At 69.8% G+C, this 23,726-nt stretch carries 24 protein-coding genes; 13 read left to right on the top strand and 11 right to left on the bottom strand.

Annotation, left to right across the window (positions count from 1 at the left end; translation table 11 throughout):
• Nucleotides 1-15: 15 nt before the first annotated feature.
• Complete coding sequence (locus tag E4P24_RS07750) at nucleotides 16-1,242, top strand: HAD family hydrolase (protein ID WP_188148323.1); 1,227 nt, start codon at nucleotides 16-18, stop codon at nucleotides 1,240-1,242.
• Between the two features lie 29 nt (nucleotides 1,243-1,271).
• On the opposite strand, the gene E4P24_RS07745 is transcribed toward E4P24_RS07750, so the two are convergent.
• Complete coding sequence (locus tag E4P24_RS07745; RefSeq protein ID WP_188148322.1) at nucleotides 1,272-1,952, bottom strand: hypothetical protein; 681 nt, start codon at nucleotides 1,950-1,952, stop codon at nucleotides 1,272-1,274.
• A 413-nt stretch (nucleotides 1,953-2,365) separates the two neighbouring features.
• On the opposite strand from E4P24_RS07745, the gene E4P24_RS07740 reads away from it, so the two are divergent.
• Together E4P24_RS07740 and E4P24_RS07735 are read left to right on the top strand one after the other, a co-directional pair.
• Nucleotides 2,366-2,812, top strand: coding sequence for a luciferase family protein (locus tag E4P24_RS07740; protein ID WP_188148321.1), 447 nt, complete (start codon nucleotides 2,366-2,368; stop codon nucleotides 2,810-2,812).
• Between the two features lie 84 nt (nucleotides 2,813-2,896).
• On the top strand, nucleotides 2,897-4,135 hold the full coding sequence (locus tag E4P24_RS07735) for a mandelate racemase/muconate lactonizing enzyme family protein (RefSeq protein WP_004063314.1): 1,239 nt from the start codon (nucleotides 2,897-2,899) through the stop codon (nucleotides 4,133-4,135).
• Between the two features lie 235 nt (nucleotides 4,136-4,370).
• On the opposite strand, the gene galK is transcribed toward E4P24_RS07735, so the two are convergent.
• The 3 genes from galK to E4P24_RS07720 form a co-directional block, all read right to left on the bottom strand.
• Nucleotides 4,371-5,585: a galactokinase gene (galK, locus tag E4P24_RS07730; protein WP_188148320.1), complete on the bottom strand. Its 1,215-nt coding sequence runs from the start codon at nucleotides 5,583-5,585 to the stop codon at nucleotides 4,371-4,373.
• Nucleotides 5,582-6,166, bottom strand: coding sequence for an MOSC domain-containing protein (locus E4P24_RS07725; RefSeq protein ID WP_188148319.1), 585 nt, complete (start codon nucleotides 6,164-6,166; stop codon nucleotides 5,582-5,584). The genes galK and E4P24_RS07725 overlap by 4 nt, the downstream gene beginning before the upstream one ends.
• A gap of 100 nt (nucleotides 6,167-6,266) precedes the next feature.
• A complete protein-coding gene (locus E4P24_RS07720; protein ID WP_004063320.1) occupies nucleotides 6,267-6,902 on the bottom strand; it encodes a hypothetical protein in 636 nt (211 codons plus the stop codon).
• Nucleotides 6,903-7,046: 144 nt separating this feature from the next.
• Between E4P24_RS07720 and E4P24_RS07715 the strand changes: the two genes are divergently transcribed.
• Nucleotides 7,047-8,810 carry a globin-coupled sensor protein gene (locus tag E4P24_RS07715; RefSeq protein WP_188148318.1) on the top strand — a complete coding sequence of 588 codons (1,764 nt, stop codon included), beginning with the start codon at nucleotides 7,047-7,049 and terminating at the stop codon, nucleotides 8,808-8,810.
• A 78-nt stretch (nucleotides 8,811-8,888) separates the two neighbouring features.
• Nucleotides 8,889-10,043 carry an MBL fold metallo-hydrolase gene (locus E4P24_RS07710; protein ID WP_115802589.1) on the top strand — a complete coding sequence of 385 codons (1,155 nt, stop codon included), beginning with the start codon at nucleotides 8,889-8,891 and terminating at the stop codon, nucleotides 10,041-10,043.
• 127 nt (nucleotides 10,044-10,170) lie between these two features.
• Here the strand turns inward: E4P24_RS07710 and E4P24_RS07705 are convergent, their stop codons facing one another.
• The 3 genes from E4P24_RS07705 to E4P24_RS07695 form a co-directional block, all read right to left on the bottom strand.
• A complete protein-coding gene (locus E4P24_RS07705; protein WP_004043453.1) occupies nucleotides 10,171-10,497 on the bottom strand; it encodes a 2Fe-2S iron-sulfur cluster-binding protein in 327 nt (108 codons plus the stop codon).
• Between the two features lie 107 nt (nucleotides 10,498-10,604).
• On the bottom strand, nucleotides 10,605-11,096 hold the full coding sequence (locus E4P24_RS07700) for a universal stress protein (RefSeq protein ID WP_115859893.1): 492 nt from the start codon (nucleotides 11,094-11,096) through the stop codon (nucleotides 10,605-10,607).
• A 34-nt stretch (nucleotides 11,097-11,130) separates the two neighbouring features.
• Complete coding sequence (locus E4P24_RS07695) at nucleotides 11,131-11,418, bottom strand: hypothetical protein (protein WP_115802587.1); 288 nt, start codon at nucleotides 11,416-11,418, stop codon at nucleotides 11,131-11,133.
• Between the two features lie 101 nt (nucleotides 11,419-11,519).
• Between E4P24_RS07695 and E4P24_RS07690 the strand changes: the two genes are divergently transcribed.
• Nucleotides 11,520-13,163: a flippase activity-associated protein Agl23 gene (locus tag E4P24_RS07690; RefSeq protein ID WP_188148317.1), complete on the top strand. Its 1,644-nt coding sequence runs from the start codon at nucleotides 11,520-11,522 to the stop codon at nucleotides 13,161-13,163.
• A gap of 65 nt (nucleotides 13,164-13,228) precedes the next feature.
• On the opposite strand, the gene E4P24_RS07685 is transcribed toward E4P24_RS07690, so the two are convergent.
• Nucleotides 13,229-14,182, bottom strand: coding sequence for a transcription initiation factor IIB family protein (locus E4P24_RS07685; protein ID WP_188148316.1), 954 nt, complete (start codon nucleotides 14,180-14,182; stop codon nucleotides 13,229-13,231).
• A 141-nt stretch (nucleotides 14,183-14,323) separates the two neighbouring features.
• Between E4P24_RS07685 and E4P24_RS07680 the strand changes: the two genes are divergently transcribed.
• The 3 genes from E4P24_RS07680 (at nucleotide 14,324) to E4P24_RS07670 (ending at nucleotide 16,572) form a co-directional block, all read left to right on the top strand.
• Nucleotides 14,324-15,307: a lamin tail domain-containing protein gene (locus E4P24_RS07680; protein WP_115859895.1), complete on the top strand. Its 984-nt coding sequence runs from the start codon at nucleotides 14,324-14,326 to the stop codon at nucleotides 15,305-15,307.
• A gap of 243 nt (nucleotides 15,308-15,550) precedes the next feature.
• Nucleotides 15,551-15,946: a hypothetical protein gene (locus E4P24_RS07675; protein WP_004043459.1), complete on the top strand. Its 396-nt coding sequence runs from the start codon at nucleotides 15,551-15,553 to the stop codon at nucleotides 15,944-15,946.
• Nucleotides 15,946-16,572: an METTL5 family protein gene (locus tag E4P24_RS07670; protein WP_115859897.1), complete on the top strand. Its 627-nt coding sequence runs from the start codon at nucleotides 15,946-15,948 to the stop codon at nucleotides 16,570-16,572. The genes E4P24_RS07675 and E4P24_RS07670 overlap by 1 nt, the downstream gene beginning before the upstream one ends.
• A 76-nt stretch (nucleotides 16,573-16,648) precedes the next feature.
• Here the strand turns inward: E4P24_RS07670 and E4P24_RS07665 are convergent, their stop codons facing one another.
• The 3 genes from E4P24_RS07665 to E4P24_RS07655 all read right to left on the bottom strand — a co-directional run bounded on the left by E4P24_RS07665 (nucleotide 16,649) and on the right by E4P24_RS07655 (nucleotide 18,991).
• Complete coding sequence (locus tag E4P24_RS07665) at nucleotides 16,649-18,301, bottom strand: rhomboid family intramembrane serine protease (RefSeq protein ID WP_115802583.1); 1,653 nt, start codon at nucleotides 18,299-18,301, stop codon at nucleotides 16,649-16,651.
• A gap of 140 nt (nucleotides 18,302-18,441) precedes the next feature.
• On the bottom strand, nucleotides 18,442-18,720 hold the full coding sequence (locus tag E4P24_RS07660; protein ID WP_004043462.1) for a UPF0058 family protein: 279 nt from the start codon (nucleotides 18,718-18,720) through the stop codon (nucleotides 18,442-18,444).
• 58 nt (nucleotides 18,721-18,778) lie between these two features.
• The gene (locus tag E4P24_RS07655; protein WP_004043463.1) at nucleotides 18,779-18,991 is read right to left on the bottom strand and encodes a ribbon-helix-helix domain-containing protein; all 213 of its coding nucleotides are present in this window, start codon (nucleotides 18,989-18,991) and stop codon (nucleotides 18,779-18,781) included.
• A gap of 182 nt (nucleotides 18,992-19,173) precedes the next feature.
• Here E4P24_RS07655 and E4P24_RS07650 point away from each other — a divergent pair, with 182 nt between their 5' ends.
• The 4 genes from E4P24_RS07650 to E4P24_RS07635 all read left to right on the top strand — a co-directional run bounded on the left by E4P24_RS07650 (nucleotide 19,174) and on the right by E4P24_RS07635 (nucleotide 23,720).
• Complete coding sequence (locus tag E4P24_RS07650; protein ID WP_004063338.1) at nucleotides 19,174-19,767, top strand: sulfite oxidase-like oxidoreductase; 594 nt, start codon at nucleotides 19,174-19,176, stop codon at nucleotides 19,765-19,767.
• A gap of 175 nt (nucleotides 19,768-19,942) precedes the next feature.
• A complete protein-coding gene (locus E4P24_RS07645; protein ID WP_188148315.1) occupies nucleotides 19,943-21,274 on the top strand; it encodes an isochorismate synthase MenF in 1,332 nt (443 codons plus the stop codon).
• An 87-nt stretch (nucleotides 21,275-21,361) separates the two neighbouring features.
• Nucleotides 21,362-23,116 carry a 2-succinyl-5-enolpyruvyl-6-hydroxy-3-cyclohexene-1-carboxylic-acid synthase gene (menD, locus tag E4P24_RS07640; protein WP_188148314.1) on the top strand — a complete coding sequence of 585 codons (1,755 nt, stop codon included), beginning with the start codon at nucleotides 21,362-21,364 and terminating at the stop codon, nucleotides 23,114-23,116.
• A 79-nt stretch (nucleotides 23,117-23,195) separates the two neighbouring features.
• Nucleotides 23,196-23,720, top strand: coding sequence for a hypothetical protein (locus E4P24_RS07635; protein WP_004063343.1), 525 nt, complete (start codon nucleotides 23,196-23,198; stop codon nucleotides 23,718-23,720).
• Nucleotides 23,721-23,726 lie beyond the last annotated feature (6 nt).

Here is a 23,726-nt window from a genome sequence, read left to right as displayed (position 1 = left end):
TGACGACCCCGAATCATGGAGCGGTACGACCTCCTGTACAGACTGTACGGGAACTTCGACGCGGACGCGGTCCGGGACGCACAGGACTTCGTCGACCTCTTGCCGCCGCTCGGCTCGCCGGTGGCGCTGTCGCACTGGCAGCAGGTCGACGACGAACTCGCGGAGAAGAAAGACCGCATCCGCCGGGCGCTTTCGGACGGCGACCGCTACGCGGAACTCGCCGCGCGTGCGACGCGGGACCAGGCGTTCACCGCCCTCGACCTCTACACGAAGTACGGACGGGCGGTGAACGCGCTCGTCCTCGACGTGGACGAGACGCTGCGCTCTGCGGGCCAGACGGACAACGAGATTCCCCGCGAGGTGCTGCATCTCCTCACGCAGTTCCACGAGCGGGGCGTCCCCATCGTCATCTGCACCGGCCAGACCTTGGAGAACGTCAAGGGCTTCGCAATTCAGGGACTCGGCAACGAACTCGTCCACTCGGGGAACGTGAGCATCGTCTACGAGGCCGGCACCGGCGTCTTCACGCCCGGTCACGGCTCGGACACGAAGCGCCTCCTCTACGAGACGCTCGACGACTCGGTGCAGTCGGTCTTCGAATCGGTCCGCGGACGCGTCATCCGCGACCTCCCCGACGCGCTCCGCGGTGGCGTCCACTTGCAGGGAAACGAGTTCAACGTCACGCTCAAGCCGAACTTCGAGACCGGCAGCGACGACGCCGAGGAAGTCATCGACGGCGCGCTCGTCTACCTGCTGGACCTCCTCGGCGAGGCGCTCACCGACGACCCCGCCGGCTCCGACTGGGCGCGGGCGTACTTCGCGGCGCGCGACCCGGAGATACGCGACGTGCTCGACGCCCGCGACGCGCTTCCCGACTCGGACGCGGAGTCGGAGATTCCGGACCCCGTCGCACAGACGCTCGAACGCGTGACGGTCGCGTACTACCACGCCGACGCCGCGGAGCTCTCGGCGGTCGACCTGAACAAGGCGGCGGGCGTCCGCGCCGCGCTCGACGTGCTCGGGGTGGACGACCCGTTCGTCCTCGTGATGGGCGATTCGAAGTCCGACCTCGACGTGATGCGGTGGGCAGCAGCAAACGACTGCGGGCTCGCGGCGGCTCCCGAGCACTCCTCGCCGGGCGTGCTCGACCACGTCCGCGAGACCGACGAACTGGTGTTTCCCCGCGGCGACGCCGCGTCGGTGCTCCGGACCGCCTACGCCCTCAATCTCCTAGTCGACTGAGGGTGTCGCGTTGCCACGGTGTCCAGAGTTTACACCGTGCACATCCCGATGTCGTCACCCGAGTCGCCACCGCTCGAACCGTCGCCCGAGTCGTCGCCAGTGTCGTCACCGGCGTCGTCGGTCGAGTCGTCCGATGACGAGCCGGTGTCGTCGGTGTTCGAGTCTTCGCCGTTCGAATCATCGGTGTTCGAATCATCGGTGTTCGAATCGTCGTCGCCCGAATCGTCGGTGCTGTCGTCGGTCGAGTCGTCCGAGGACGAGTCGTCGGTGCTGTCGTCAGTCGAGGAGTCGTCGGTCGAATCGTCCGAAGACGAGTCGTCGGACGAGCCGTCGTCACCGTCATTGTAGTCCGAGACGCCGACCGGACTGCCACGCGGTCTGGTCGTCCTCGTCGGCGAGTCGGTGTCGCCGTCGCCGGTCTCGACCGTCTCGAACGTCCCGCTCTCGCTTCCGCTCTCGTTTGCGGTGCCGTCGTCGCCCGCGTCGTCGGCCCCGTCGTCGTCAGCGACGACGGGCTCTTGTTCGGTTCCGGGGTCGGAGTCCTCGGGCGGCGCGTCGTCCGCGTCGGGCTCTGTCACGTCGGCGCCGATGCTTCTGTCGGCGTCGTCGGCCGGGGCGGGCGTCTCGGGCGTGTTCACCCCGCCGGAGAGGAGCGCGAACACGACGATGACGAGGACGACGACGCCGACGCCGAGCTGGCCGAGATTCATCTGTCGGCCTCCCGAGAGTCGGGGTCGATTCCCCGCAGTGGTACATCCGTGGGGGTCAGAGACATGGTTCGAACTGTTGTTCGTCTCCCGAGGGTTTCGTTACGACTCGTCTACCGCTCGCCGCCGGCGTGGACCGACGCGCTCCGCGCGGAACCCAGCACCCGCGGTGCTTGCGCGGTCGGAACCCGTCACGGGATGCGAAAATTCGCGTTCCTAACCCGTGTTAATCCGCGAATATCGCGCCGCTCTGAGGGTCTATTTTCGACGTACTCTCTTGGTGAACTGAATGTCCGGAAAGCCTGTGGTTATCGCCCGGGTACGCGATGTCGAACGACCCCAAATGCCAGTCTCTCGCGGGGGTCTGACCCGCTTCGGCTCTGTCGTTATCTTCTCGGAGCGCGTACAGTCGTCGAATGACCGCCGCAATCGACAGAATCGTCTCGCGCGTCTCGCGTTGGCCCGGCGTCGAGACCGCGCCGCATCGCTTCGGAGGGACGGCGTTCGTCGTCGCTGGCAGGGAACTCGGTCACGTCCACGACGCCGGCGTCGTCGACCTCGCGCTCACGAGGCGCGTCCGCGACGCGCTCCTCACCGACGGCCTCGCGGACCCGCACCGCGTGGTACCCGACTCGGCGTGGGTGACCTACCGCGTCAGAAGCGACGCCGACGTGCCGGACGCGATGCGCCTGCTCAGACTCGCGTATCTCTGGCGACTCCTCGCGGTCCGACGCCGCGGAATCGACCTCGACCCCGAGACGGACCCCGACACCGACCTCCGCCGACTCGAACTCCCCGCCGACCTCGACGCGCTCCTCAGAGCGACGTTCCGCGACTCGCTCGACCGGCGCGCACCGGTCTGACTTCGCGTCCCGTCCCCCCGAGACCCGAGCGGAGAGCTGTCCCGGTCGGGAAAACTTTACTAACGTCCGAGTAAACCACCCTTCATGGGTAAGAACTACGCGGACTTACACGACCCGAACGCGGAGTACACGATGCGAGAGCTGTCGGCGGAGACGATGGGCGTGACGGCGAAGCGCGGCGGCGGCCGCGACGTCGAAATCACCGACGTGCAGACGACGATGGTCGACGGCAACTTCCCGTGGACGCTCGTCCGCATCTACACCGACGCGGGCGTCGTCGGCACCGGCGAGGCCTACTGGGGCGCGGGCGTGCCCGAACTCATCGAGCGCATGAAGCCGTTCGTCATCGGTGAGAACCCCCTCGACATCGACCGCCTGTACGAGCACCTCGTTCAGAAGATGTCCGGCGAGGGCTCCGTCGAGGGCGTCACCGTCACCGCCATCGCCGGCATCGAAGTCGCGCTCCACGACCTCGCGGGCAAGATTCTCGACATCCCCGCCTATCAGCTTCTCGGCGGGAAGTACCGCGACAAGGTGCGGGTCTACTGCGACTGCCACACCGAGGAGGAGGCCGACCCCGAAGCGTGCGCCGACGAGGCCGAGCGCGTGGTCGACGAACTCGGCTACGACGCGCTGAAGTTCGACCTCGACGTGCCCTCGGGCCACGAGAAGGACCGCGCGAACCGCCACCTGCGCCCCGGCGAGATTCGGCACAAGGCCGAAATCGTCGAGAAGGTCACAGAGCGCGTCAAGGACAAGGCGGACGTGGCGTTCGACTGCCACTGGACGTTCTCGGGCGGGAGCGCCAAGCGCCTCGCGGCTGAGTTGGAAGACTACGACGTGTGGTGGCTCGAAGACCCCGTCCCGCCGGAGAACCTCGACGTGCAGGAGGAGGTCACGAAGTCCACGCTCACGCCCATCACGGTCGGTGAGAACCGCTACCGCGTGACGGAGCTTCGCCGCCTCATCGAGAACCAGGCCGTTGACATCGTCGCGCCGGACATGCCGAAGGTCGGCGGGATGCGCGAGACGCAGAAAATCGCGGACGTGGCGAACCAGTACTACGTGCCGGTCGCGATGCACAACGTCTCGTCGCCGGTCGCGACGATGGCGTCGGCGCACGTCGGCACGGCGATTCCGAACTCGCTGGCCGTCGAGTACCACTCCTACGAGCTGGGCTGGTGGGAAGACCTCGTCGAGGAGACGGTCATCGAGGACGGCTACATCGAGATTCCGGAGAAGCCGGGCCTCGGCGTGACGCTGGACATGGACACCGTCGAAGAGCACATGGTCGACGGCGAGACGCTGTTCGACGAGGCGTAAGCCGAAGTCGAATCAGTCGAGCTTCGCTCGACACTATTCGACGAGGAGTGAAACGACTCGTCGAGCCAGCAGCACTCCGTGCTGCGCTGTTCGACGAGGCGTAAGCTTCGGCGAGCCGGTGAATCTCTGATTCACCTCGTTCGACGAGGCGGAAGCCGAAGCAGAATCCAACCCCGAACTCACGGCCCCGCGTTCGATTTTTCACGAGACACCGCGCGGAGCCGTCGGCTCGCGCTCACTCCTCACCGACCAGTCGAACGCCGGCGGAGGGGCGGCAGGCGAACACGTCGGCGTCGGGGCCGACGCGCTCGGGGGCGGCGTCTCGAATCGCGCGCTCGGCTCGGTCGAGCGCGTCGTCATCGACTAACGCGACCGCGCTTCCACCGAAGCCGCCGCCGGTCATCCGCGCGCCGTAGACGCCCGGCGTCTCGGCGGCGAGTTCGACCGCCGCGTCGAGTTCCGGACAGCTCACCTCGTAGTCGTCGCGCAGGCTGTCGTGGGCCGCGAGCATCGCGTCGCCGACGCGGTCGAGGTCGCCCGCGGCGAGCGCGTCGCGGGCGCGACGGACGCGCTCGTTTTCGGTCACGACGTGCCGGACGCGGCGGAAGTGAACCGGGTCCAGCGCGTCGGCGTGGGCGTCGAGGAGGTCGCGGTCCACGTCGCGCAGGGAGTCGAGGTCGCGGTCGGCGTCCTCGCGGAGGGTATCGAGCGCCGCCGCGCACTCGCGGACGCGGTCGTTGTAGCCCGACTCGGTCAGTTCGTGGGAGACGCCGGTGTCGATGACGAGGACGCCGACGCCGTCGCCGAGGGGGACCGGCTCGGTCTCGCGGCTCCGGCAGTCGAGAGAGAGCGCCGAATCGGCCTCGCACAGCGCCGCCGAGAACTGGTCGAGGATGCCGCATTCGACGCCGACGCCCTCGCGCTCGGCCCGCCAGCACGCCAGCGCGAGGTCGGCGGCGGGGAGGTCGCGGCCGGAGACCGCGAGGAGCGCGCGGCCGACGGCAAGTTCGAGCGCGGCCGACGAGGAGAGTCCCGCGCCCGTCGGCACGTCGGATGCGATAGCGAGGTCCGCGCCGCTGATTGGGTCGTCCTCGCGGAGGACGCGCGCGACCGCGGCGACGTAGGCCGCCCAGCCGTCGGGGTCGTCTTCGGGGGCGAGTTCGGCCGTCTCGTCGAAATCGGCGGCGCGGACGCGGAGCAGGTCGTCGCTTCGGGGACGGGCCGCGACCGCGACGTGGCGGTCGACGGCCATCGGGAGGCAGAGGCCGTCGTTGTAGTCGGTGTGCCCGCCGACGAGGTTCACGCGGCCGGGGGCGACGGCGACCGTCGGGGCCGTCGTCGACCGCGAACGCCGACTCGGGGCGTCGCCGTCGGCTCCGAGCGCCGCGAGCGCGGCCTTCGCGCGCTCGACCGGGGTTCCGGCGGCCGTATCGTCGCCGCCGCCGGTCATTCGTTGTCGTCTCCGCGTTCTCCGTGGTTCGCCGCGGCTTCGCCGCCGTCTTCGACTCGCTCGCCGCGGAGTCGCTCGGCTAGCTGGCGGCCCATCTCCCGCGGGTTCGCCTCGGTCACGCGGAGGTCGTCGTCGACGGCGACCCGGCCGGGAGAGAGCACGTCCGCGCAGATGCCGCCCCGGGACTCGCGGAGCGCCTCGCCCACGTCGTCGTCGCCGACGAGGTCCGCGAGATACGCGCACGGCGGCCTGAGCTTCGTCCCGCGGAGTTCGGCCCCGCCGAGTTGGAACGTCGCGTCGAGCAGGGCGTCGATGTCGACGCCGCGGACGACGACGTTACGGCGGTGTTGGCCGTCAGCGAGGTCGAGGCCGTACTCGCGGGCCGCGTCGTCCAGCACCGCGGCGTCGACGAGCGTCACCTGACAGCCGTCGGTCGCCGAGTAGAAGCCGTCGCCGTCGAAGTAGCGGTCGCCTTCGATGCCGCCTCGCGCGACCGAGACGGCCTCGTGGGAGACCATCGGCTCACCCTTCGACGGCGCGGTGTAGAGCGCCTCGACGCGCCCGCGAACCTCGGAAGTCATACCATCGGCTACCACTCGGGGACACGAATAGATTGGGTCGGCGGTGCGGGGCTGGGCTGGGCGGTGCGGGGCAGTGCGGGCCGGGCGTCGCGGCGTCGACTCAGCAGAGCGGCTTCGGGTCGACGCCGAGTTCGGCGAGGCCGTCGGCGTAGTCGTCGTACGCCAGTTGGACGACGTACTCTGCGACCATCCGGGCGCGCTCCCAGTCGTCGTCGGTCGCACAGCGGTCGGCCAAGAGGTCGAGGCCGGTCGCAAGCGTCTCTTCGGTCTCGGCTTTCAGGTCGCGAAAGAGGTCGGCGCGGGGCTCGTCCGCCTCGTTGACGAAGAAGCCGATGACCTGCGTGTGGGTCCGAATCGAGACGAGGCCGCGGCCGACCATGCCGGCGGCGACCCGCTCGATAGCGTCCTCGCGACCGCGGAGGTACGCGTGCATCACGCCGGGTTCGTCGGGAAGGTCGACCGCCTCGTCGAGCGCGCCGAGGACGCGGTCGAGGTGCTCGGCTTCCTGCGCCGCGGCGGCCTCGAACGCGGCGCTCGCTTCCTCGTCCGTCTCGTCTTCGGCCCACGCCGCGAACGTCCCGCGGGCCGCGTGCTCGGAGTACGCGGCGGCGCGGAGCACCGCCGGCTCGGAGAGGTCCGCCTCGGTCAGCGCCAACAGGAGCTTCGACGAGCCGAGCCGGTCGAGTTGGGTTCGCTTCGCCGTCTCGACTGACTCGCGGAACGAATCGGCGTCCATACCGCCTCTCGGTCCGCCAGCGACGTGAACGTTCGGTCCGGCCCACGAGAACGAGATTCTCACGGTTATCCCTCTCTCCCCGCTCTATCATTCGTGATACTCCGCGGAGAGGGTTGAAATACCGGTGTCTGTTGAGAGAGGTATATGACAGACTCCTCGGGGCAAGTCGACGCCAACGCGCGAGCTCGCGTCGACGGAGACGCGCTGCTCTCGCAGTTGGATATCGACGCGGCGGAAATCGACCGCCGGAAATCGTTCGTTCGCCTCTCGGACGCGGACGAGCGCCGCCTGAGCGACCTCGAACCGCTCTTGGACGAGTTCGCGGACGAGTTCGCGGCGGAGTTCTACGACCACCTCGGCGAGCACGCGACGACGAAGTTCTTCGGTCGCTCGACGAAGACCACGGAAATGCTGCGGGCCGACCAGGCGACCTACCTCCGCGAACTCGGTCGCGGCGAGTACGGCGAGGACTACTTCGCGAAGCGGGCGCGTATCGGGAAGCTACACGATATGATAGACCTCGGGCCGAAGTTCTATCTCGGCGCGTATTCGGTCTACTACGAGGGCATTCTCGGTGCCGTCGCGGACGAAGTGAAAGCGGAGTTCACCGGCGGCGACACGGTCGGGAGCGACGCCGACACCGAGTTCGAAGGCGACGCGGCCGGCGATACCGACGCCGATAGCGGCCTGCTCTCGGGACTTCTCGGCGGCGCGTCCGGCGTTTCGAGCGGCCTCCGCGGCGGCGACGACCGGGTCGAAGCCGCCGTCGACGAGGTCGTCGAGCGCTTCCTCCCCGTGTTGAAGCTCCTGTCGCTCGACCAGCAGGTGGCGATGGAGACGTACATCCACTCGTACAGTCAGGCGGCGCGCGAGGCCGCCGAGCGTCGGCGCGCCCTCGCACACGAGGTCGAAGCCGACGTGAGCGACCCCGTCGAGTCGCTCCTGCGGAGTTCCGAGGAGGCCACCGAGCGGACCGACGACATCGAGACCACGGCGCGGGCGCAGGCCGACGACATGGCGACGGTCGCCGCCGAAGTGTCGGAGCTAAGCGCGACCGTCGAGGAGATTGCGGCGACCGCGGAGGAGGTCGAGCGGACCAGCGCCGACGCCGCAACGCGCGCAGCCGAGGGCGAGGACGCAGCCGACGAGGCCATCGACGTGATGCGCGACGTGAGCGAGGCCGCGGAGACGGCTTCGGAGGACGTCCAGCAACTGCACGACCAAATCGCGGAGATAGACGAGGTGCTCGACGCCATCAACGACATCGCGGAGCAGACGAACCTGCTCGCGCTCAACGCCTCCATCGAGGCCGCCCGCGCCGGCGACGCGGGCGAGGGCTTCGCCGTCGTCGCCAGCGAGGTGAAGAATCTCGCCGAGGAGTCGCAGGCCCGCGCCGCCGAGGTCGAAGGCACGGTGGGCGACATCCAGTCCGAGGCCCAGGAGACCATCGACAGCCTCTCGCAGACGACCGAGCGACTCTACGACGGCATCGACCGCGGCGAGGACGTGATGCGGAGTCTCTCGGACATCTCTGCGGCGGTCGAACAGGCCACCGTCGGCGTCGGCGAAGTCGCCTCTGCGACCGACGACCAGGCCGAAAGCGCCGAGCAGATTGCCGGCATGGTCGACGACGCGACGGAGCGCGCGACCACCGTGTCGGACCAAATCGGCGAAATCGCAGACGCGAACCGCTCGCAGACCGAGCAGGTGCTTTCGATTCGCGACGCGGCCGAACGCCTCGGCGGCGAGACGGGCGACGCCACCGGGCCGAACACGCTCCCGGAGACGGGAGCCGACGCCCCGCCCGCCGGCGGCGTCGACGGCCCACCGGAGGGCGTCCTCGGCGACTTCGATTTCGACGAACCGCCCTCGGGCCGACTGAGCAACGACGGCGGAACGACCGAGTAGCGCGGGCCGCTGCTCGGGCCGCTGTTCTCTTTCCGACCCGCGGAGCGTTCTTCCGCCCGGCGCGCGTATCGTGTGCGTATGACTCCCGAGGAACTGGCGACCCGACTCGCCCGCGGCGACCCCACGGCGGTGCTCGACGTGCGCGACCGCGACGAGTTCGCGGCGTGGCGCGTCGACGGCGCGGCCGTGACCGCGACCCAGATTCCGGCGATTCGCTTCACGCAGGCCGAGATTCGCGGGACGGTCGACGAACTCGCCGCCGAGTTCCGAGACGCCCCCTCGCCGGTGGTCGTCGTCTGCGCGGAGGGCCGGTCGAGCGCGCACGTCGCCGGCCTGCTCTCCGAGGCCGGCGTCCCCGCCGAGAACCTCGAAACCGGCATGGACGGCTGGGCGCGCGTCTACCGCGCCCGCGACCTCCCCGTCGGAGACACGGACGGGGACAGGGACGCGACGGTGCTCCAGTACGACCGCCCCTCCAGCGGCTGTCTCGCCTATCTGGCCGTCGTCGGCGACGAGGCCGTGGTCGTTGACCCCCTTCGGGCGTTCGCGGACCGATACGTCGCAGACGCCCGCGAGCGCGGCGCTGAGGTCGTCGCCGCCGTCGACACGCACGTCCACGCCGACCACGTCAGCGGCGTCAGAGCGGTCGCGGAGCGCACCGACGCGACGCCCGTCCTCCCGGCGGGCGCGGCCGACCGCGGCCTCGACTTCGACGCGCGACTCGTCGCTGACGGCGAGACTATCGGCGTCGGCGGCGCGGAACTCGTCGCCGTCCACGCGCCGGGGCACACGACCGAGATGACCGCGTTCCGCCTCGGAGACCTGCTCGTTGCGGGCGACAGCCTCTTTTTAGCGAGCGTCGCCCGCCCGGACCTCGAAGACGGCGACGAGGGGGCGCCCGACGCCGCGAGACGGCTCCACGCGACGCTCACGGAGCGGTACGGCGAGTTCGCGGACGACACGCTGGTCGCGCCCGCCCACTACGGCCCGCGGACGGCCCCGGACGAAACCGGCGCGTACGTCGCGGAACTCGGGGCGCTCCGCGAGCGGCTCGGGGCGCTCTCGATGGACGAGGCGGCGTTCGTCTCGTTCGTCTGCTCGGATATGCCGCCGCGGCCGGCCAACTACGAGCGCATCATCGAGACGAATCTCGGTCGGAACTCGCTGACCGACGAGGAGGCGTTCGAAGTCGAGTTGGGGCCGAACAACTGCGCGGCGACGAGCGAGGCGTGAGGCGCGGTTCGCGGGCAGATTGCGGGTCGAGCGACTACGTCGGGCCAGCGCGTCGGCTCGGCGGCGCGATGCGGAACTGAGAACGTGGGTCGGCGGCCGCGGGGCCGCCCCCGGAGAGTACCCGTCGTCAGTCGTCGTCTGCGGCGGTGCCGGCGGCCGCGGCGTCGTCCTCGATGCTCGGCGGGTAGACGCCGCGGTCGAGTTTGAGGTCGCTCTGCGGGCGGGCCATGCAGGTGAGCGCGAAGCGCTCGGCCTCCTCCTCGGTCAGCCCGCGGGCGGCGGGCTGGGTGACGTCGCCTTCGAGAATCTCGGCGGAGCAGGCGAGGCACATCCCGACGCGGCAGGAGTACTCCTGTGCGATGCCCTCCTCGATGCAGGCCTTGAGAATGGTCTGCTTGTCGGAGACGGTGATGGTCTCGCCCGTGCCGACGAACTCGACGGTGTACTCGGTCATACCGCGGCGTATGCGCGACCGCACCAAAACTGTTTATCAAAGCCGCGGCGACCCCGTCACCGACCGCGCCGGCCGAGGCTGTGTCTTGACTCCCCGAAACTGTCGGCCTACTCCTCGGCGTCGGCGTCGGCGTCCGTCGCTTCGTCCGCGGCGTCCGCCTCGTTTTCTTCGTCGTCGTCCAGTCGGATGGTGAGCACCGGCACCGGTGAGGTGCGGACGACGCGCTCGGTGACGCTCCCGAGCAGGTAGTGGCTCAGGCCCGTGCGCCCGTGGGTACCCATGACGACGAGGTCGATGTCGTGGCCGTCGATGTACTCCCGGATGGAGCGGTAGGCGGTTCCGGTGACGACCTCCGCCTGCACGTCGATGCCGGCTTCCTCGGCGGCTTCGCGGACGTGTCGGGTCGCGGCGTCGCCCTCCCGTTCGAGGGCGTCGATGACCACGTCCGCGCCGGCGTCGAGCGAGGTGTAGATGCTGGTATCGACGACGTACAGCGCGTGAATCCGCGCGCCGTAGGTCTCTGCGAGGTCGAGCGCGTGGTCGATGGCGCGTTCGGCGGCCTTGCTGCCGTCGGTCGGGACGAGGATTTCGCGGTACATGACAAATTATACTTAGTTCGGAACGGGGTTAATACTACTCCTCGTTCCCGTCGTCTCGGAACGACAGAATGGCTTCCTCGCACGCTTGCAGGCCGTCGATTCGCTCGGTCTCGTCGTCGAGTGCGACCGTCTCGACGACCGACCAGCCGGCGCCGTCCTCGTGGGCGATAGCCTTGACCCACCCCTCGGTGGCGACGAGCAGACTGCGGGCGGGGCCGTCGTCCTCGACGGCGACGACGAGGTCGAACGCGTCGGCGCGGTTCAAAGACGTGAGTTCCTGCGGTTCGAGCGGGCGAGCGGGCAGCGACTCGATGAGCGACATATCCGAGTGCTACCGGTCGGCGGGGATGACGCTTTCGAAGGGGCGGGCCGGCGGCCGTCCAAGTCGTAACCTTTCTGCCGCCCGGCGCGCCACGTCACCCCATGATTCCCTCCCGCGCCGGGCGGCGACCCGACCGAACGACGCTCGCCGTCGTCGCGCTCGCCGCCGCGGCACTCGTGGTCCGCCTCGTCGGCCTCGGCGACCGGCCGCTCCACTGGGACGAGGCCCGCGTCGGCTACTGGAGCCTCCGGTCGCTCGAAACCGGCTTCTTCTCGTACCGCCCCGTCGCCGGCGGCCCGCTGGTCTATCACCTCTCGCGGCCGTCGCTCGCGCTCGTCGGCGCGACCGATTTCGCGCTCCGCCTCCCCTTCGCGCTGTTCGGCGCGGCCCTCCCGCTCGCGGCGCTCCTCTTCCGCGGCCGCCTCGCTGACGACGAGGTTCTCGGGCTCGCGGCCGTCCTCGCGGTGAACCCGATTCTCGTCTACTACGGCCGGTTCGCCCGCGGCGACGTGCTCGCGGTCGGCTTCGCGCTCGTCGCCTTCGGCTTCGCGCTCCGCCTCGTCGACGGCGCGGGGCGGCGCAACGCCTACGGACTCGCCGCGGCTCTGGCGCTCGCCGTCGCCTCGTCCGGACTCGGCGTCGTCGCACTCTGCTGTCTCGGCGTCGCCGGGTTCCTCGTGTTCGACCACGCGGCGCTCCTCCCGTCGGCGCGCCCGGCCGCGATGCGCCTCGGTGAGTACGCCGCCCGAGTCCGCGGCGCGGCGACCCCCGCGGCTCGCGCGCTCCTCGTCTTCGTCGCCGTCTACGTCTTCGCGTTCGCGCCGCGGGCGGGCGACACCGACGGCGCGGGCCTCTACACGCCGGGGACGGTGCTCGGCGCAGTCGACGCGGCGCTGTTCGACTCGGTCCGGCGGTTCGTCGGCGTCCGCGTCGTCGACCGCTACCCCGACGGGACCCACGAGTACCTCCCCTATCTCGGTGACCTCCTCGGTGCGCTCGCGCTGGCGGCGCTTCCGGTCGTCCTCCTCGGCGCGGCGGTGTTCCTCGTCGACCGCTACACGGCCGGCGGGCCGCGCTCGGAGGTGTCGGCGGCGGTGTACTGGGCCGGCGCGTCGCTGGTGTTCGTCCCCATGCTGACCGAGGTGTCCGCGCCGTGGCTCGGCGTCTACGTCGTCGTCCCGCTCGCGCTCCCGGCGGGAATCGGCCTCGCGGCGCTCGTCCGCTGGGGGCGGCGCGCCTTCGACGGCCGGGACGCGCCCCGCGTCGCGGCCGCGGTCGTCGTCCTGCTCGCGCTCGTCGTCCAGACCGGGGCGGTGGCGTCGAGCGAGGTGTACGGCCCGAGCGACCGCGACGCCGAACTCGCGCAGTTCGCCCAGCCGTCGGCGGAGTTCTCGTCGTTCCGCGACAACCTCTCTGCGTGGGTCGGGCCGACCGACGACGAGAGGCCGGACGTGCTCTACTACGGGAGTTCGATGTACGTCGCCGACGGCGCGGCCGACTCCCCGCCGGTGCCCGAGTCGTGGGGCGAGCGACTCCCGATGGCGTGGTACGTCGAGCGAATCGGGGCCGACACCGCGTCGGCGGCGACGCCGGAGGCGCTCGAATCGCGGTCGTCGATGCCGCCGGTGGTCATCGCGCCCGCCGACGAGCGCGGGACGGTCGCGCCGCTGCTCGACGGCTACGTCGCACACCAGTACGACACCGGCCTCTGGGGGCGGCCGGTCGTGGTGTTCGTGGAAAACTGAGTGTCGCGGGCGGTCTCAATCGGTGACGGCGAGCCGGGTCGCGGGTCGGGTCTGCGGGCCGACGCTCAGCGGAAGCCCATCGCTTCGATCTGTTCTTGGTAGCGGTTGCGGATGGTGACCTCCGTCACCTGCGCCACGTCCGCGACCTCGCGCTGGGTCTTCCTTTCGTTGCAGAGAAGCGACGCGGCGTAGATGGCGGCGGCGGCGAAGCCGGTCGGCGACTTGCCCGACAGCAGGCCCTGCTCGGCGGACACGTCGATGATTTCGGTCGCCTTCGCCTGGACCTCCTCGGAGAGGTCGAGCGCGGAGGCGAACCGCGGGACGAACTGCTTGGGGTCGACGGGCTTGAGTTCGAGCCCGAGTTCCTGCGAGATGTAGCGGTACGTACGCCCGATTTCCTTCTGCGGGACGCGCGACACTTCCGCGACCTCGTCGAGCGAGCGCGGGATGCCTTCCTGACGGCAAGCGGCGTACAGCGCCGAGGTGGCGACGCCCTCGATGGAGCGGCCGCGAATCAGGTCCTCGTTGAGCGCGCGTCGATAGATGACCGACGCGACCTCGCGGACCGACCGGGGGACGCCGAGCGCCGAGGCCATGCGGTCGATTTCGCTGAGGGCGAACTGGAGGTTGCGCTCGCCGGCGTCCTTGGTCCGGATGCGCTCTTGCCACTTGCGCAGGCGGTGCATCTGCGAGCGTTTCTCGGACGAAAGCGAGCGACCGTAGGCGTCTTTGTCCTTCCAGTCGATGGTCGTCGTCAGCCCCCGGTCGTGCATCGTTTCGGTGATGGGCGCACCGACGCGCGACTTCGACTGCCGCTCGGAGTGGTTGAACGCCCGCCACTCCGGACCGCGGTCAATCTGTCGCTCGTCGAGGACGAGTCCGCAGTCGTCACACACCAGCTCCCCCTGGTCTGCGTCCGTGACGATCTGGTCAGAGCCGCACTCCGGACAGTTGACTTGCTCGTCCTCTTGTGCCGTTGCCTCCTCCTCTCGTTGACGCTGCCGGCTCGGACGTTCCATTAAAAGGTTTCTGGTGGAGCGTGAATTTAAACCTTTGTAACAGAAATATGATACAGGTCGCTGTCTGTCGATTCGCCGCGTTCGGGTTCGGGCAATCGGGACGCACCTACTTATACAGTTCCCTGACTAACGGTGAATCGAATGGTCAGACGTGCTACCGCGACACTCGTTGTCGTCGCGCTCGCGGTCCTCGCGGGCTGTCTCGGCGGGGGCGGCGCGGGGACGGCGACGACGGTCGAATCGACCGCGACGGAGACGGCGGCGACGACGTCGCAGTCGGGGTCGCCGGCGACCGCGGCCGCCGCGGGCGACGTGACAGTCGAGGTGGTCGAGGTGGTCGACGGCGACACCATCAAGGTCGTCATGCCGGACGGCGCGCGCGAGACGGTGCGACTCCTCGGCGTCGACACGCCGGAGGTCCACGCCGAGAACACGCCCGACGAGTTCGAGGGCGTCCCCGAGACGGCGGCCGGGCGGACCTGCCTCCGGGCGGCCGGCGAGGACGCGAGCGCCTACGCGAAATCCCGGCTCGCCGACCGGACCGTCGAACTCCGGTACGACGGGAAGGCGGGCGAGCGCGGCTACTACGGCCGGCTCCTCGCGTACGTCGTCGTCGACGGCGCGGAGTTCAACTACGACCTCATCACCGAGGGCCACGCCCGGCTCTACGAGAGTTCGTTCGAGGAGCGCGAGCGCTACGAGCGCGCCGAGCGCGACGCCAGAGAGCGCGGGGTCGGCCTCTGGGCCTGCGCGACCGAGGGCGCGGCCGCGGGCGGCGCGGACGCGACCACCGACGACGGCCTCTCCCTCTCGATTGTCGCCGACGCGCCGGGCAACGACAACGACAATCTGAACGAGGAGTACGTCACGCTCAGGAACGACGGCGACGCCGCCATCGACCTCTCCGGGTGGACCGTCTCCGACGCGGCGGGCGCGACCTACACGTTCGCCGGGGGGACCGAACTCGACCCCGGCGCGTCGCTGACGCTCCACACGGGGTCGGGAACCGACACCGATGAAGACGTCTACTGGGGTCGCGGCGGCGCGGTGTGGAACAACGGCGGCGACACGGTCACGGTTCGGGACGCCACCGGCGACGAAGTGCTCGCGTACACGTACGAGTAGCCGCTGTTCGGGGAGACACTGTCTAGGTAGAACCTCGTGGGGCCGAGAGAACCGCCCGCGCGGCGTCAAGGGGAATGGGGGTGGAGCGTGCTCCCCCCAACGGCGGTACGACACCTTCCATCATTAGTCTCTAGGTTGTCACGTTCGCGGGGATATCCGCGGGCCACCGGCGAATCCACCCGCTAGATTACTACTGCGCATTTACAAAGATATATACATAACTAGAGAAAATGTATGTGCAACATGAGCACGCACGAATCCTCGTCCGTCGAAGCCGCCGTCGCCGCCGGTCGTCCCGCCGACCTGACTCCCGTCGTCCTCGACGCGTCGTGTCTGGAGTCGACCGCTCCCTCGCACCTCCGCGACCTGAAGGCCGGACTCGCCGAGGAGGGCTACCTCCCGGCCGAACTCACCGTCGAAGCCCGCTTCAGCGACGACGCCCCGCTCGCGGTGCAGTCGGAGTCCGACCGCCTCCGCGAGTACGTGCGCGCCGCCGCGTTCCTCGGCGTCGGGCGCGTCGCCGTCGACGTCGCGGAGTGCTGTCGCCCCGACGACGCCGAGTCGGCGCTCGCGGCGCTGGGCGAGCGCGCCCGGCGCGAGGGTGTCGCTTTTGAGCTTCGAGGTTCCATCGACGGCTGATGGCAACCAAGGCCGCGCTGGAGGCGCAGTTGGCGGTGGTCGCCGGCTTCGAGAACCCGAAGGTCTCGCTCGAACAGTACCCGACGCCGCCGGACCTCGCCGCGCATCTCGTCCATCTCGCGGACCTCCGCGGCGACATCGAGGGCGCGACGGTCCTCGATTTGGGCTCCGGAACCGGGATGCTCGGACTCGGCGCGGCGCTCCGCTCGCCCGCCCGCGTCGTCGGCGTCGAACTCGACGACGACGCGCTCGCCACCGCGACTGACAACGCCCGCCGGGTCGGCGCGAGCGCCCCCATCGACTGGATTCGCGCCGACGCCACCCGCCTGCCGCTCTGTCTCTCCGACGACCGGCAGGTCACGGTGCTCATGAACCCGCCGTTCGGCGCGCAACGGGGCAACGAACACGCCGACCGCGCCTTCCTCGACTCGGTCGCGTCGGTCGCCGACGTGTCCTATTCGGTCCACAACGAGGGGAGCAAGGAGTTCGTCGAGTCGTTCGTCGCCGACGCCGGCGGCGACCTCACCGACGCCTTTCGGGCGACGTTCGACCTCGACCGCCAGTTCGACTTCCACGACGAGGACCGCCGACAGCTCGACGCCGAAGTGTTCCGCATCGAGTGGTGAGCCGGCGGTCGCGCCGCCGACCACTCACCGCGCGAACCGCCCGCCGACACCGCGTGAATCGCCCGCCGACCGCGCCCTAATTGTACGTCTCCTGTCGCGCGATGCGGACTTTCGTCCCCCGGGATTCGGCGAAGACGAGGGAGTTCTCGCGGACGAACCGAATCCCGTCGAGCGTCGTCGTCGTGTTCTCGGTCGGCATCGGCCCCCTGACGGTCCCGCTGTCGGACGACACCTGCACGTCGTAGCCCGTCGGCGTCGGCACGACCGAGACGTTCCGCCGGGCGACGACGGGTTCGGCCCGGACCGGACCGGTCTCGTACGCCAGCCGCGCCTCGCCGTCGGCGACGAGGAACACCCGGTAGGCGACCCCCGCGCCCGTGACGACGTAGCCGTCGCGGACCGCCGTCACCCGGTCGCGCCAGCCGAGACCGCCGACTCTGACCGCGGACTCGCCGTCGAACGCCAGCCGACTCGTCGAGACGGCCGTCGTCCAGATGCCGCGCCGCTCGCTTTTGACGATGACCCCCGAGGTGTTGGTCGTCGTCGACTCGCCGAACAGTTCGACGTCGAAGACGGCGGTCAGCCCGTTCGGCACGTCCTCGGCGTACGTCACCTCGTAGTCCCTGACCGTGACGCTCTCGCCCGGCAAGTCGTCGCCGCTCGCGGTGAACGTGTTGTACAGCATCGCCGGCCCCGACAGCGCCGCGACGACGACGAGGAGCACGGCGAGGCCGGCCTGCCAGCGACGGGCCGAAAACAGCGAGTTGTCGGGTGCGTACGCCCGAAGCGGCTTGTCGGATGCCGCGACCGTCAGCGCGACGATGGTCGCGAGCGCGACGACGAGCGCGAACCCGACCGCGCGGAACAGCACGTAGGTCTCGCCGCCGCGGTACCAGTACACCGCCCACAGCGACTCGCTGACGGCAAACAGGAGGACGCCGGCGAAACTGCGGAACGCGGGCGGGTTCGAACCCCCGCGGCGGTGACTGAGCCACGCACCGAGGAGGACGCCGAACAGGAAGCCGATGGCGTGGCCCTGAATGGCGATTTGGGACCACCACGGCGTCGAGAAGACGGGGCGGGCCGACGAGACGACCTCGGGCGAGAGCATCGCGTTGTAAAACAGGCTGACGACGCGCCCGGAGACGAACGCCAGCACGGTCGCCAGCGGCCGGAAGACGAGCGCGAAGCCGGCGAACGCGAACACGACGCCGGAGAAGCCGACGACCGGGCCGAGCGCGAAGACGGAAGTCAGAAGCCCCACGCCGAAGACGACCGCCGGGAAGACGACGAGCGACCGAACGTAGGGGTTCTCGCGGGCCGACCCGAACGACGTGGACCCGCGGCGCGTCGGGTAGTGGCTCCACGCGTACTCCGCGACGGGGGCGAGGGTGAGCGTGCCGACGAGGTTGCCGACGAGGTGCCCGGGGCTGGAGTGGGCGAACGCGGCGGTCAGCATCCCGGACGGGTAGACGTACGACCACGCCCGGAACGGGATGACGACGGGCCGGTACCACGACGACCAGCCGTCCTGCACCACGAGATAGACGAGGAGGACGCCGCCGGCGCTGGCGAGCGTTCCGAGCGGGAGACCGAACAGGAAGCGCCGCCGAAGCGCCGCCGAGAGCCGACTCGGTCTGTCGACGACGGCGAGCGCGACGGCGGCCGCGAGAAGCGCGAGGAGCGCGGCGAGCCGCTGGAACGGTATCCAGCCCGGTATCTCTAGCATGAGCTACCTGTGTCGTGCGAACGGGTGATAAAGAAACCCGCGGAGAACTGCTTGAGTAGTGCTAGCGAACGACACGAACGCGGCCGTCATCGACGACTCCGCGTCGGTCGGTCAGGAGGCGCGTCGCGGTCGACGGCCGCTCAGATTTTGCCTTCGGCGTCGTCGGCCAACTCCTCCATACGCTTGCCGATACGGCCCGCGCTGGAGAACTCGTCGTCGCTCATCGCGGTCGCGAGAGCGTTGCCGAGCACGAACACGGCGTGTTTGTGTTCGCTTTTCGATTTGTGGACGTGGGAGGGCTCGACCGCAAGCTCGTCGTAGGGGTCGAACAGGCTCGAATCGACGTGGTCGCGGGCCGAGAAGTGGTCCTTGATGATAACCATCTGTTCGTGCAGCTCCAGCAGTTCGTCCTTGTGCATGAGCGTTGGGTAGGTGCGAGGGCGGTTTAAGCGTTATTGGGGGATACTGTCACTCGGCTCAGAAGACGTACTCGTCTTCGTGGCCCATCATTCCGTCGTCTTCGTACGCGCGGTCCTCGTCGGACATCGGACCGCTCGTCTTGTACGCGCGGATACCGGTCGACAGCAGGTCCTCGATGGCCTCGTCGCGGTTGACGAACTCGCCCTGCTCGACGAGTTGGACGATCTGCATCTCCAGGTGTTCCGGCACGGTAATCTCTACTTTGGGCATCTGAACGTCCGTCGCTTTGGAAGGGCCGTATATAACTCTACCGGGGGAATAATCGGGTTTTCCGAAGGTCGTCCGGGCGAACGCGAATTCCCGCTTACGTTCGGTTAGTGCGGTCGTCGCCCCGGTCGCCTGCGGGTGTCCGGAGTCGTTAGTGATAGGTGCGTCGGGCCGAAGCTTCGAGCATGGCCAACGACGTGACCCACCTCTACGAGGAGTTCGGCGACGACCGGCTCCCGCCGGGCCAACGCGAGACCCAGCGGTTTCCCGTCCTCTCCAAGAGCGGCACGCCCTCGTGGGACCCCGAGACGTGGTCGTTCGAGGCGTGGGGCGCGGTCGACACCGAACTCGACCTCTCGTTCGACGAGTTCCGCGACCTCCCCGCCGAGACGCAGGTACAGGACTTCCACTGCGTCACCGGCTGGAGCAAGTTTGACTGCGAGTTCGAGGGCGTCACGTTCCCGACGCTCGCAGACGCGGTCGGCGTCGACGACGACGCGGTCCACGTGATGTTCCACGCGATGGACGGCTACACGACGAACCTGCCGCTCGACCAGTGCATGCGCGACGAGGTCATGTTCGTCTGGGGCTACGACGGCGAGGACCTCCCCGCCGACCACGGCGGCCCCCTCCGGGTCGTCACCCCGCACAAGTACGCCTACAAGGGCGCGAAGTGGGTGTCGGGCGTCGAGTTCCTCACCGAACCCGAACGCGGCTACTGGGAGAAACGCGGCTACTCGAACACGGCGAACCCGTGGAACGAAGAGCGGTACAGCTGAGCTGAGTTTTCGGTCCGCCGACGCTGCGTTTTCGGCGTGTTCGGCGGTCGCTTCGCGTCCCGTCCGCCAGCGTTGTCGCTCGGTGGACAGATGTGCACATCCCACCGGAGTCGCCCGACCGGGGTGCGGGACAGAAGGGAGAGTTTCAAGCGTCCCCGGTCCTGAGCCACGGTCGATGGAACCGTTGCGGACCGACGAGGTGGGGACCCACCTCGTCAGCAGGTCGGTTCGACTGTCTGCGCCGCCCGTGTCGGCGTCGCTCGCGGCGATGCAGCGCCCGCGGGCGCTGTGGACCGCCCCCGACGAGCCAACCGTCGTCGGCGGCGGCGTCGCCGTGGCCGTCGAGGCCGACGGTCCCGAGCGACTCGCGCGCGTCCGCCGGGCGGCCACGGCGCTGTTCGACGGCGCGGACGTGGACGGCCCCGGTATCGCCCGCCCGCGATTCTTCGGCGGCCTCGCCTTCCACGAGGAGGCAACCGGCCGCGACCCGTGGGCCGACTTCCCGGCCGCGCGCTTCGTCGTCCCCGAGGCGCAGGTCGCCTTCGACGGCGACGACGCGTGGCTCACGGTCACCGCCGTCGACGCCGAGGCCGACGCCGAGACCGTCGACGACCGACTCGACGACCTCCGCGAGACGCTCGAATCGCTCGACGACGCGCCCCTCGAGGGGCCGCCGGGCGTCTCGGACCGCCACCGGACGACCTCGGTCGAGGCGTGGCACGAGAGCGTCGACGCCGCGGTCTCGCGCATCCGGGCCGGCGACCTTCGGAAGGTCGTCCTCGCGCAGGCGCTCGAAGTCGAACTCGACCGCCCCGCCGCCGCGCCCGACCTGCTCGCCCGCCTCGGGGGGACGTACCCCGACTGCCACCGCTTCCTCGTCGAGCCGAACGGCGGGGCGAGCTTCCTCGGCGCGACGCCCGAGCGACTCGTCTCGCTCCGCGGCCGCGAGGTCGAGACCGGCGCGCTCGCCGGGACGACCGGCCGCGGCGACACCGACGACGAAGACGAGTGGCTGGCGAACGAACTGCTCGGAAGCGAGAAGGACAACCACGAACACGAACTCGTCGCGGAGACGATTCGGGAACAGCTCGCGCCGCTGTCGGCCGACATCCGCGTCGGTGACCGCGGGGTTCGGAAGCTCGCGACCGTCCAGCACCTCTGGACGCCCATCGACGCGACGCTCGAACGCGACGAGCACGTCCTCTCGCTCGTGGACGCGCTCCACCCGACGCCCGCGGTCGGCGGCCTCCCGCCCGAGGCCGCCCTCGGCGTGATTCGCGACACCGAGCCGTTCGACCGCGGCTGGTACGCCGCGCCCGTCGGCTGGTTCGACGCCGACGGCGACGGCAGTTTCGCGGTCGCCCTCCGCTCGGCAATCGTCGAGGAGACGCTGGCGACGCTGTTCGCGGGCGTCGGCCTCGTCGCCGACTCCGACCCCGACGCCGAGTGGGACGAGGTGCAACTGAAGTACCGTCCCATCCTCGACGAACTCGAACGCGACGACTGAGCTCGGGACCGACGACCGACTCCGATTCGACTCGATTCGACTCGACTCCGATTTGCCCCGACTGGATTCCACGACGACACAGACGAGATGACAGCACCGAACCGAAACGCCCTCTGGGCACGGACCTTCGCCGACGAACTGGCACGCACCGGCATCGACGCGGTGTGCACCGCACCCGGCAGTCGCTCGACGCCCCTCACGGAGGCGTTCGACCGCCACGACGACATCGAGACGTTCTCGCACCTCGACGAGCGCTCGGCGGCCTACTTCGCGCTCGGCCGCGCCCGGCGCACGGGCGAGGTGACGCCCATCGTCTGCACCTCGGGCACCGCCGCGGCCAACTTCCACCCCGCGGTCATCGAGGCGTCGCAGGCCCGCGTGCCGATGCTCGTCCTCACGGCCGACCGCCCGCCGGAACTCCGCGACAGCGGGGCCAACCAGACCGTCGACCAGGAGAAGCTCTACGGCGGCGCCGTCCGCTGGTACAAGGACATGCCCGAACCGGAGGCCACAGACAGGAAACTACGGAGCCTCCGGACGACCGCGGCCCGCGCCGTCTCCGAGGCAACGGGCGTCGACGCCGGCCCCGTCCACCTCAACTTCCCCTTCAGAAAGCCGCTCGAACCGACGTACGTCGAGGGCGACGTGCCCGCCGACCTCGACCCCGAGGCGCTCGACGGCCGGAGCGGGAGCCGCCCCTACGTCAAGACGACCGCGGGCGCGCCGGAACTCTCCGACGACCACCTCCGAAAGCTGGCCGACGACCTCGCGGTCGACCGGGGGCTCGTCGTCGCCGGGCCCGCCGACCCGCCGGGATTCAACGCCGAGGCCGTCGCCGCGTTCGCCCACGCGACCGGCTTCCCCGTCGTCGCCGACCCGCTTTCGGGGCTCCGATTCGGCGGCCACACCCGGACGACGACCGTCCTCGGCGGCTACGACGCCTACCTCGACGAGCGCGTCACCGCCGACTGGGCCGACCCGGAGGTCGTCGTCCGCATCGGCGCGTCCCCGACCTCGAAGGCGCTCCGGAAGTACCTCGCGCGCACCGACGCCCGGCAGTATCTCGTCGACCCGACGGGTCGCTGGCGCGAGGCCGAGTTCGGCGCGACCGACCTCGTGGAGGCCGAGCCGTCGGTGCTGGCGTGGCGGCTCTCGCAACTCATCCGCAACCGCCCCGACGAGTCGTGGAACGCGCTGTGGACCGACGCGGAGGAGGCCTACTGGGACCTCGTCGACGACGAGACCGACACGTTCGAGGGCCGAGTCGCCGCCGACGTAGCCGACCTCGCGCCCGAGCCGTCGACGCTGTTCGTCTCGAACTCGATGCCCGTCCGCGACCTCGACCGCTTCGCGCGCCCCTCGACGAAGTCCCGGACGGTCCTCGGCAACCGCGGCGCGTCCGGCATCGACGGCATCGTCTCCTCGGCGCTCGGAGCCGGCTCCGCGGCGACCGACCACCTGACGCTCCTGACCGGCGACCTCGCGTACTACCACGACATGAACGGCCTGCTCGCGCTCGGTCGCCTCGGCGTGGACGCGACCATCGTCCTCGTCAACAACGACGGCGGCGGCATCTTCCACATGCTCCCCATCGAGGAGTACGAACCGCCGTTTACGGACCAGTTCAAGACGCCCCACGGCCTCGACTTCGCGGCCACCGAGGACCTCTACGACCTCTCGTTCGCGTCCGTCGACCCCGACGACTTCCGCGACGCCTACGCCGAGTCGGTCGCCACCGACGGCACCGACGTCATCGAGGTCCGCACCGACGCCGAGTCGTCTCATCGCGTGCGCGAGCGCATTGCCGACCGCGCCAGAGAGCGACTGTCCGAGTCCGACTAACCGACTGAATGACCGACTGAGCGACTGCCCGAACCGGTCGACCGACTGACTTTTCTCCCGCGCTCCGAATCGTGGCGACATGTCCTCCAGACTCTTCCGCCAGTACCGCGGCAGCGTCTACGCCGTCGCCGGATTCCTCGGCGTCCTCGTGTTCGCCTACGCGGCCGTCGTCGCCTACGAACCGCTCGCCGGGTTCTTCGCCGGCGGCACCGTCGTCTTCGGCGCGGTACTCCTCTCGGATATCGCTGAGCGCGGCTATCCTCCGGCGCTCGGCCGCCGCGGAACGCTCGCGCTCGTTGCAGTCGTGGTCGCGTTTCCCGTCCTCTGGTTCGTCGTCCAGCGCCCGCTCATGGGCCTCGGTCTCGCTCCGCTCGTCGCCGTGGTCGCGTGGGGTCTCGCGCGGTTCAAGGCCACCGGCTACCCCGAGTCGATGGGTCGCCGTCGGTCGCTTGCCACCGCGTTCGTCGGGACCGGACTCGTCGCGTACGGGTCGTTTGCCGGGGGGACCGCCTTCCTCGTCGGCATCGCGGCCGCGGTACTCGTCGGGCTGGCGTCGTGGCTGACGAGTCCGCGCGGGCCGCTTCGGGGCAGACTGACTGACTGACTCCTC

It is taken from the genome of Haloferax sp. AS1 (assembly GCF_014530665.1).
In the GTDB taxonomy this organism is placed as follows: domain Archaea; phylum Halobacteriota; class Halobacteria; order Halobacteriales; family Haloferacaceae; genus Haloferax; species Haloferax volcanii.
The sequence above is the reverse complement of the archived record's forward strand: the minus strand, read 5'-3'. Positions and strand labels throughout refer to the sequence as shown.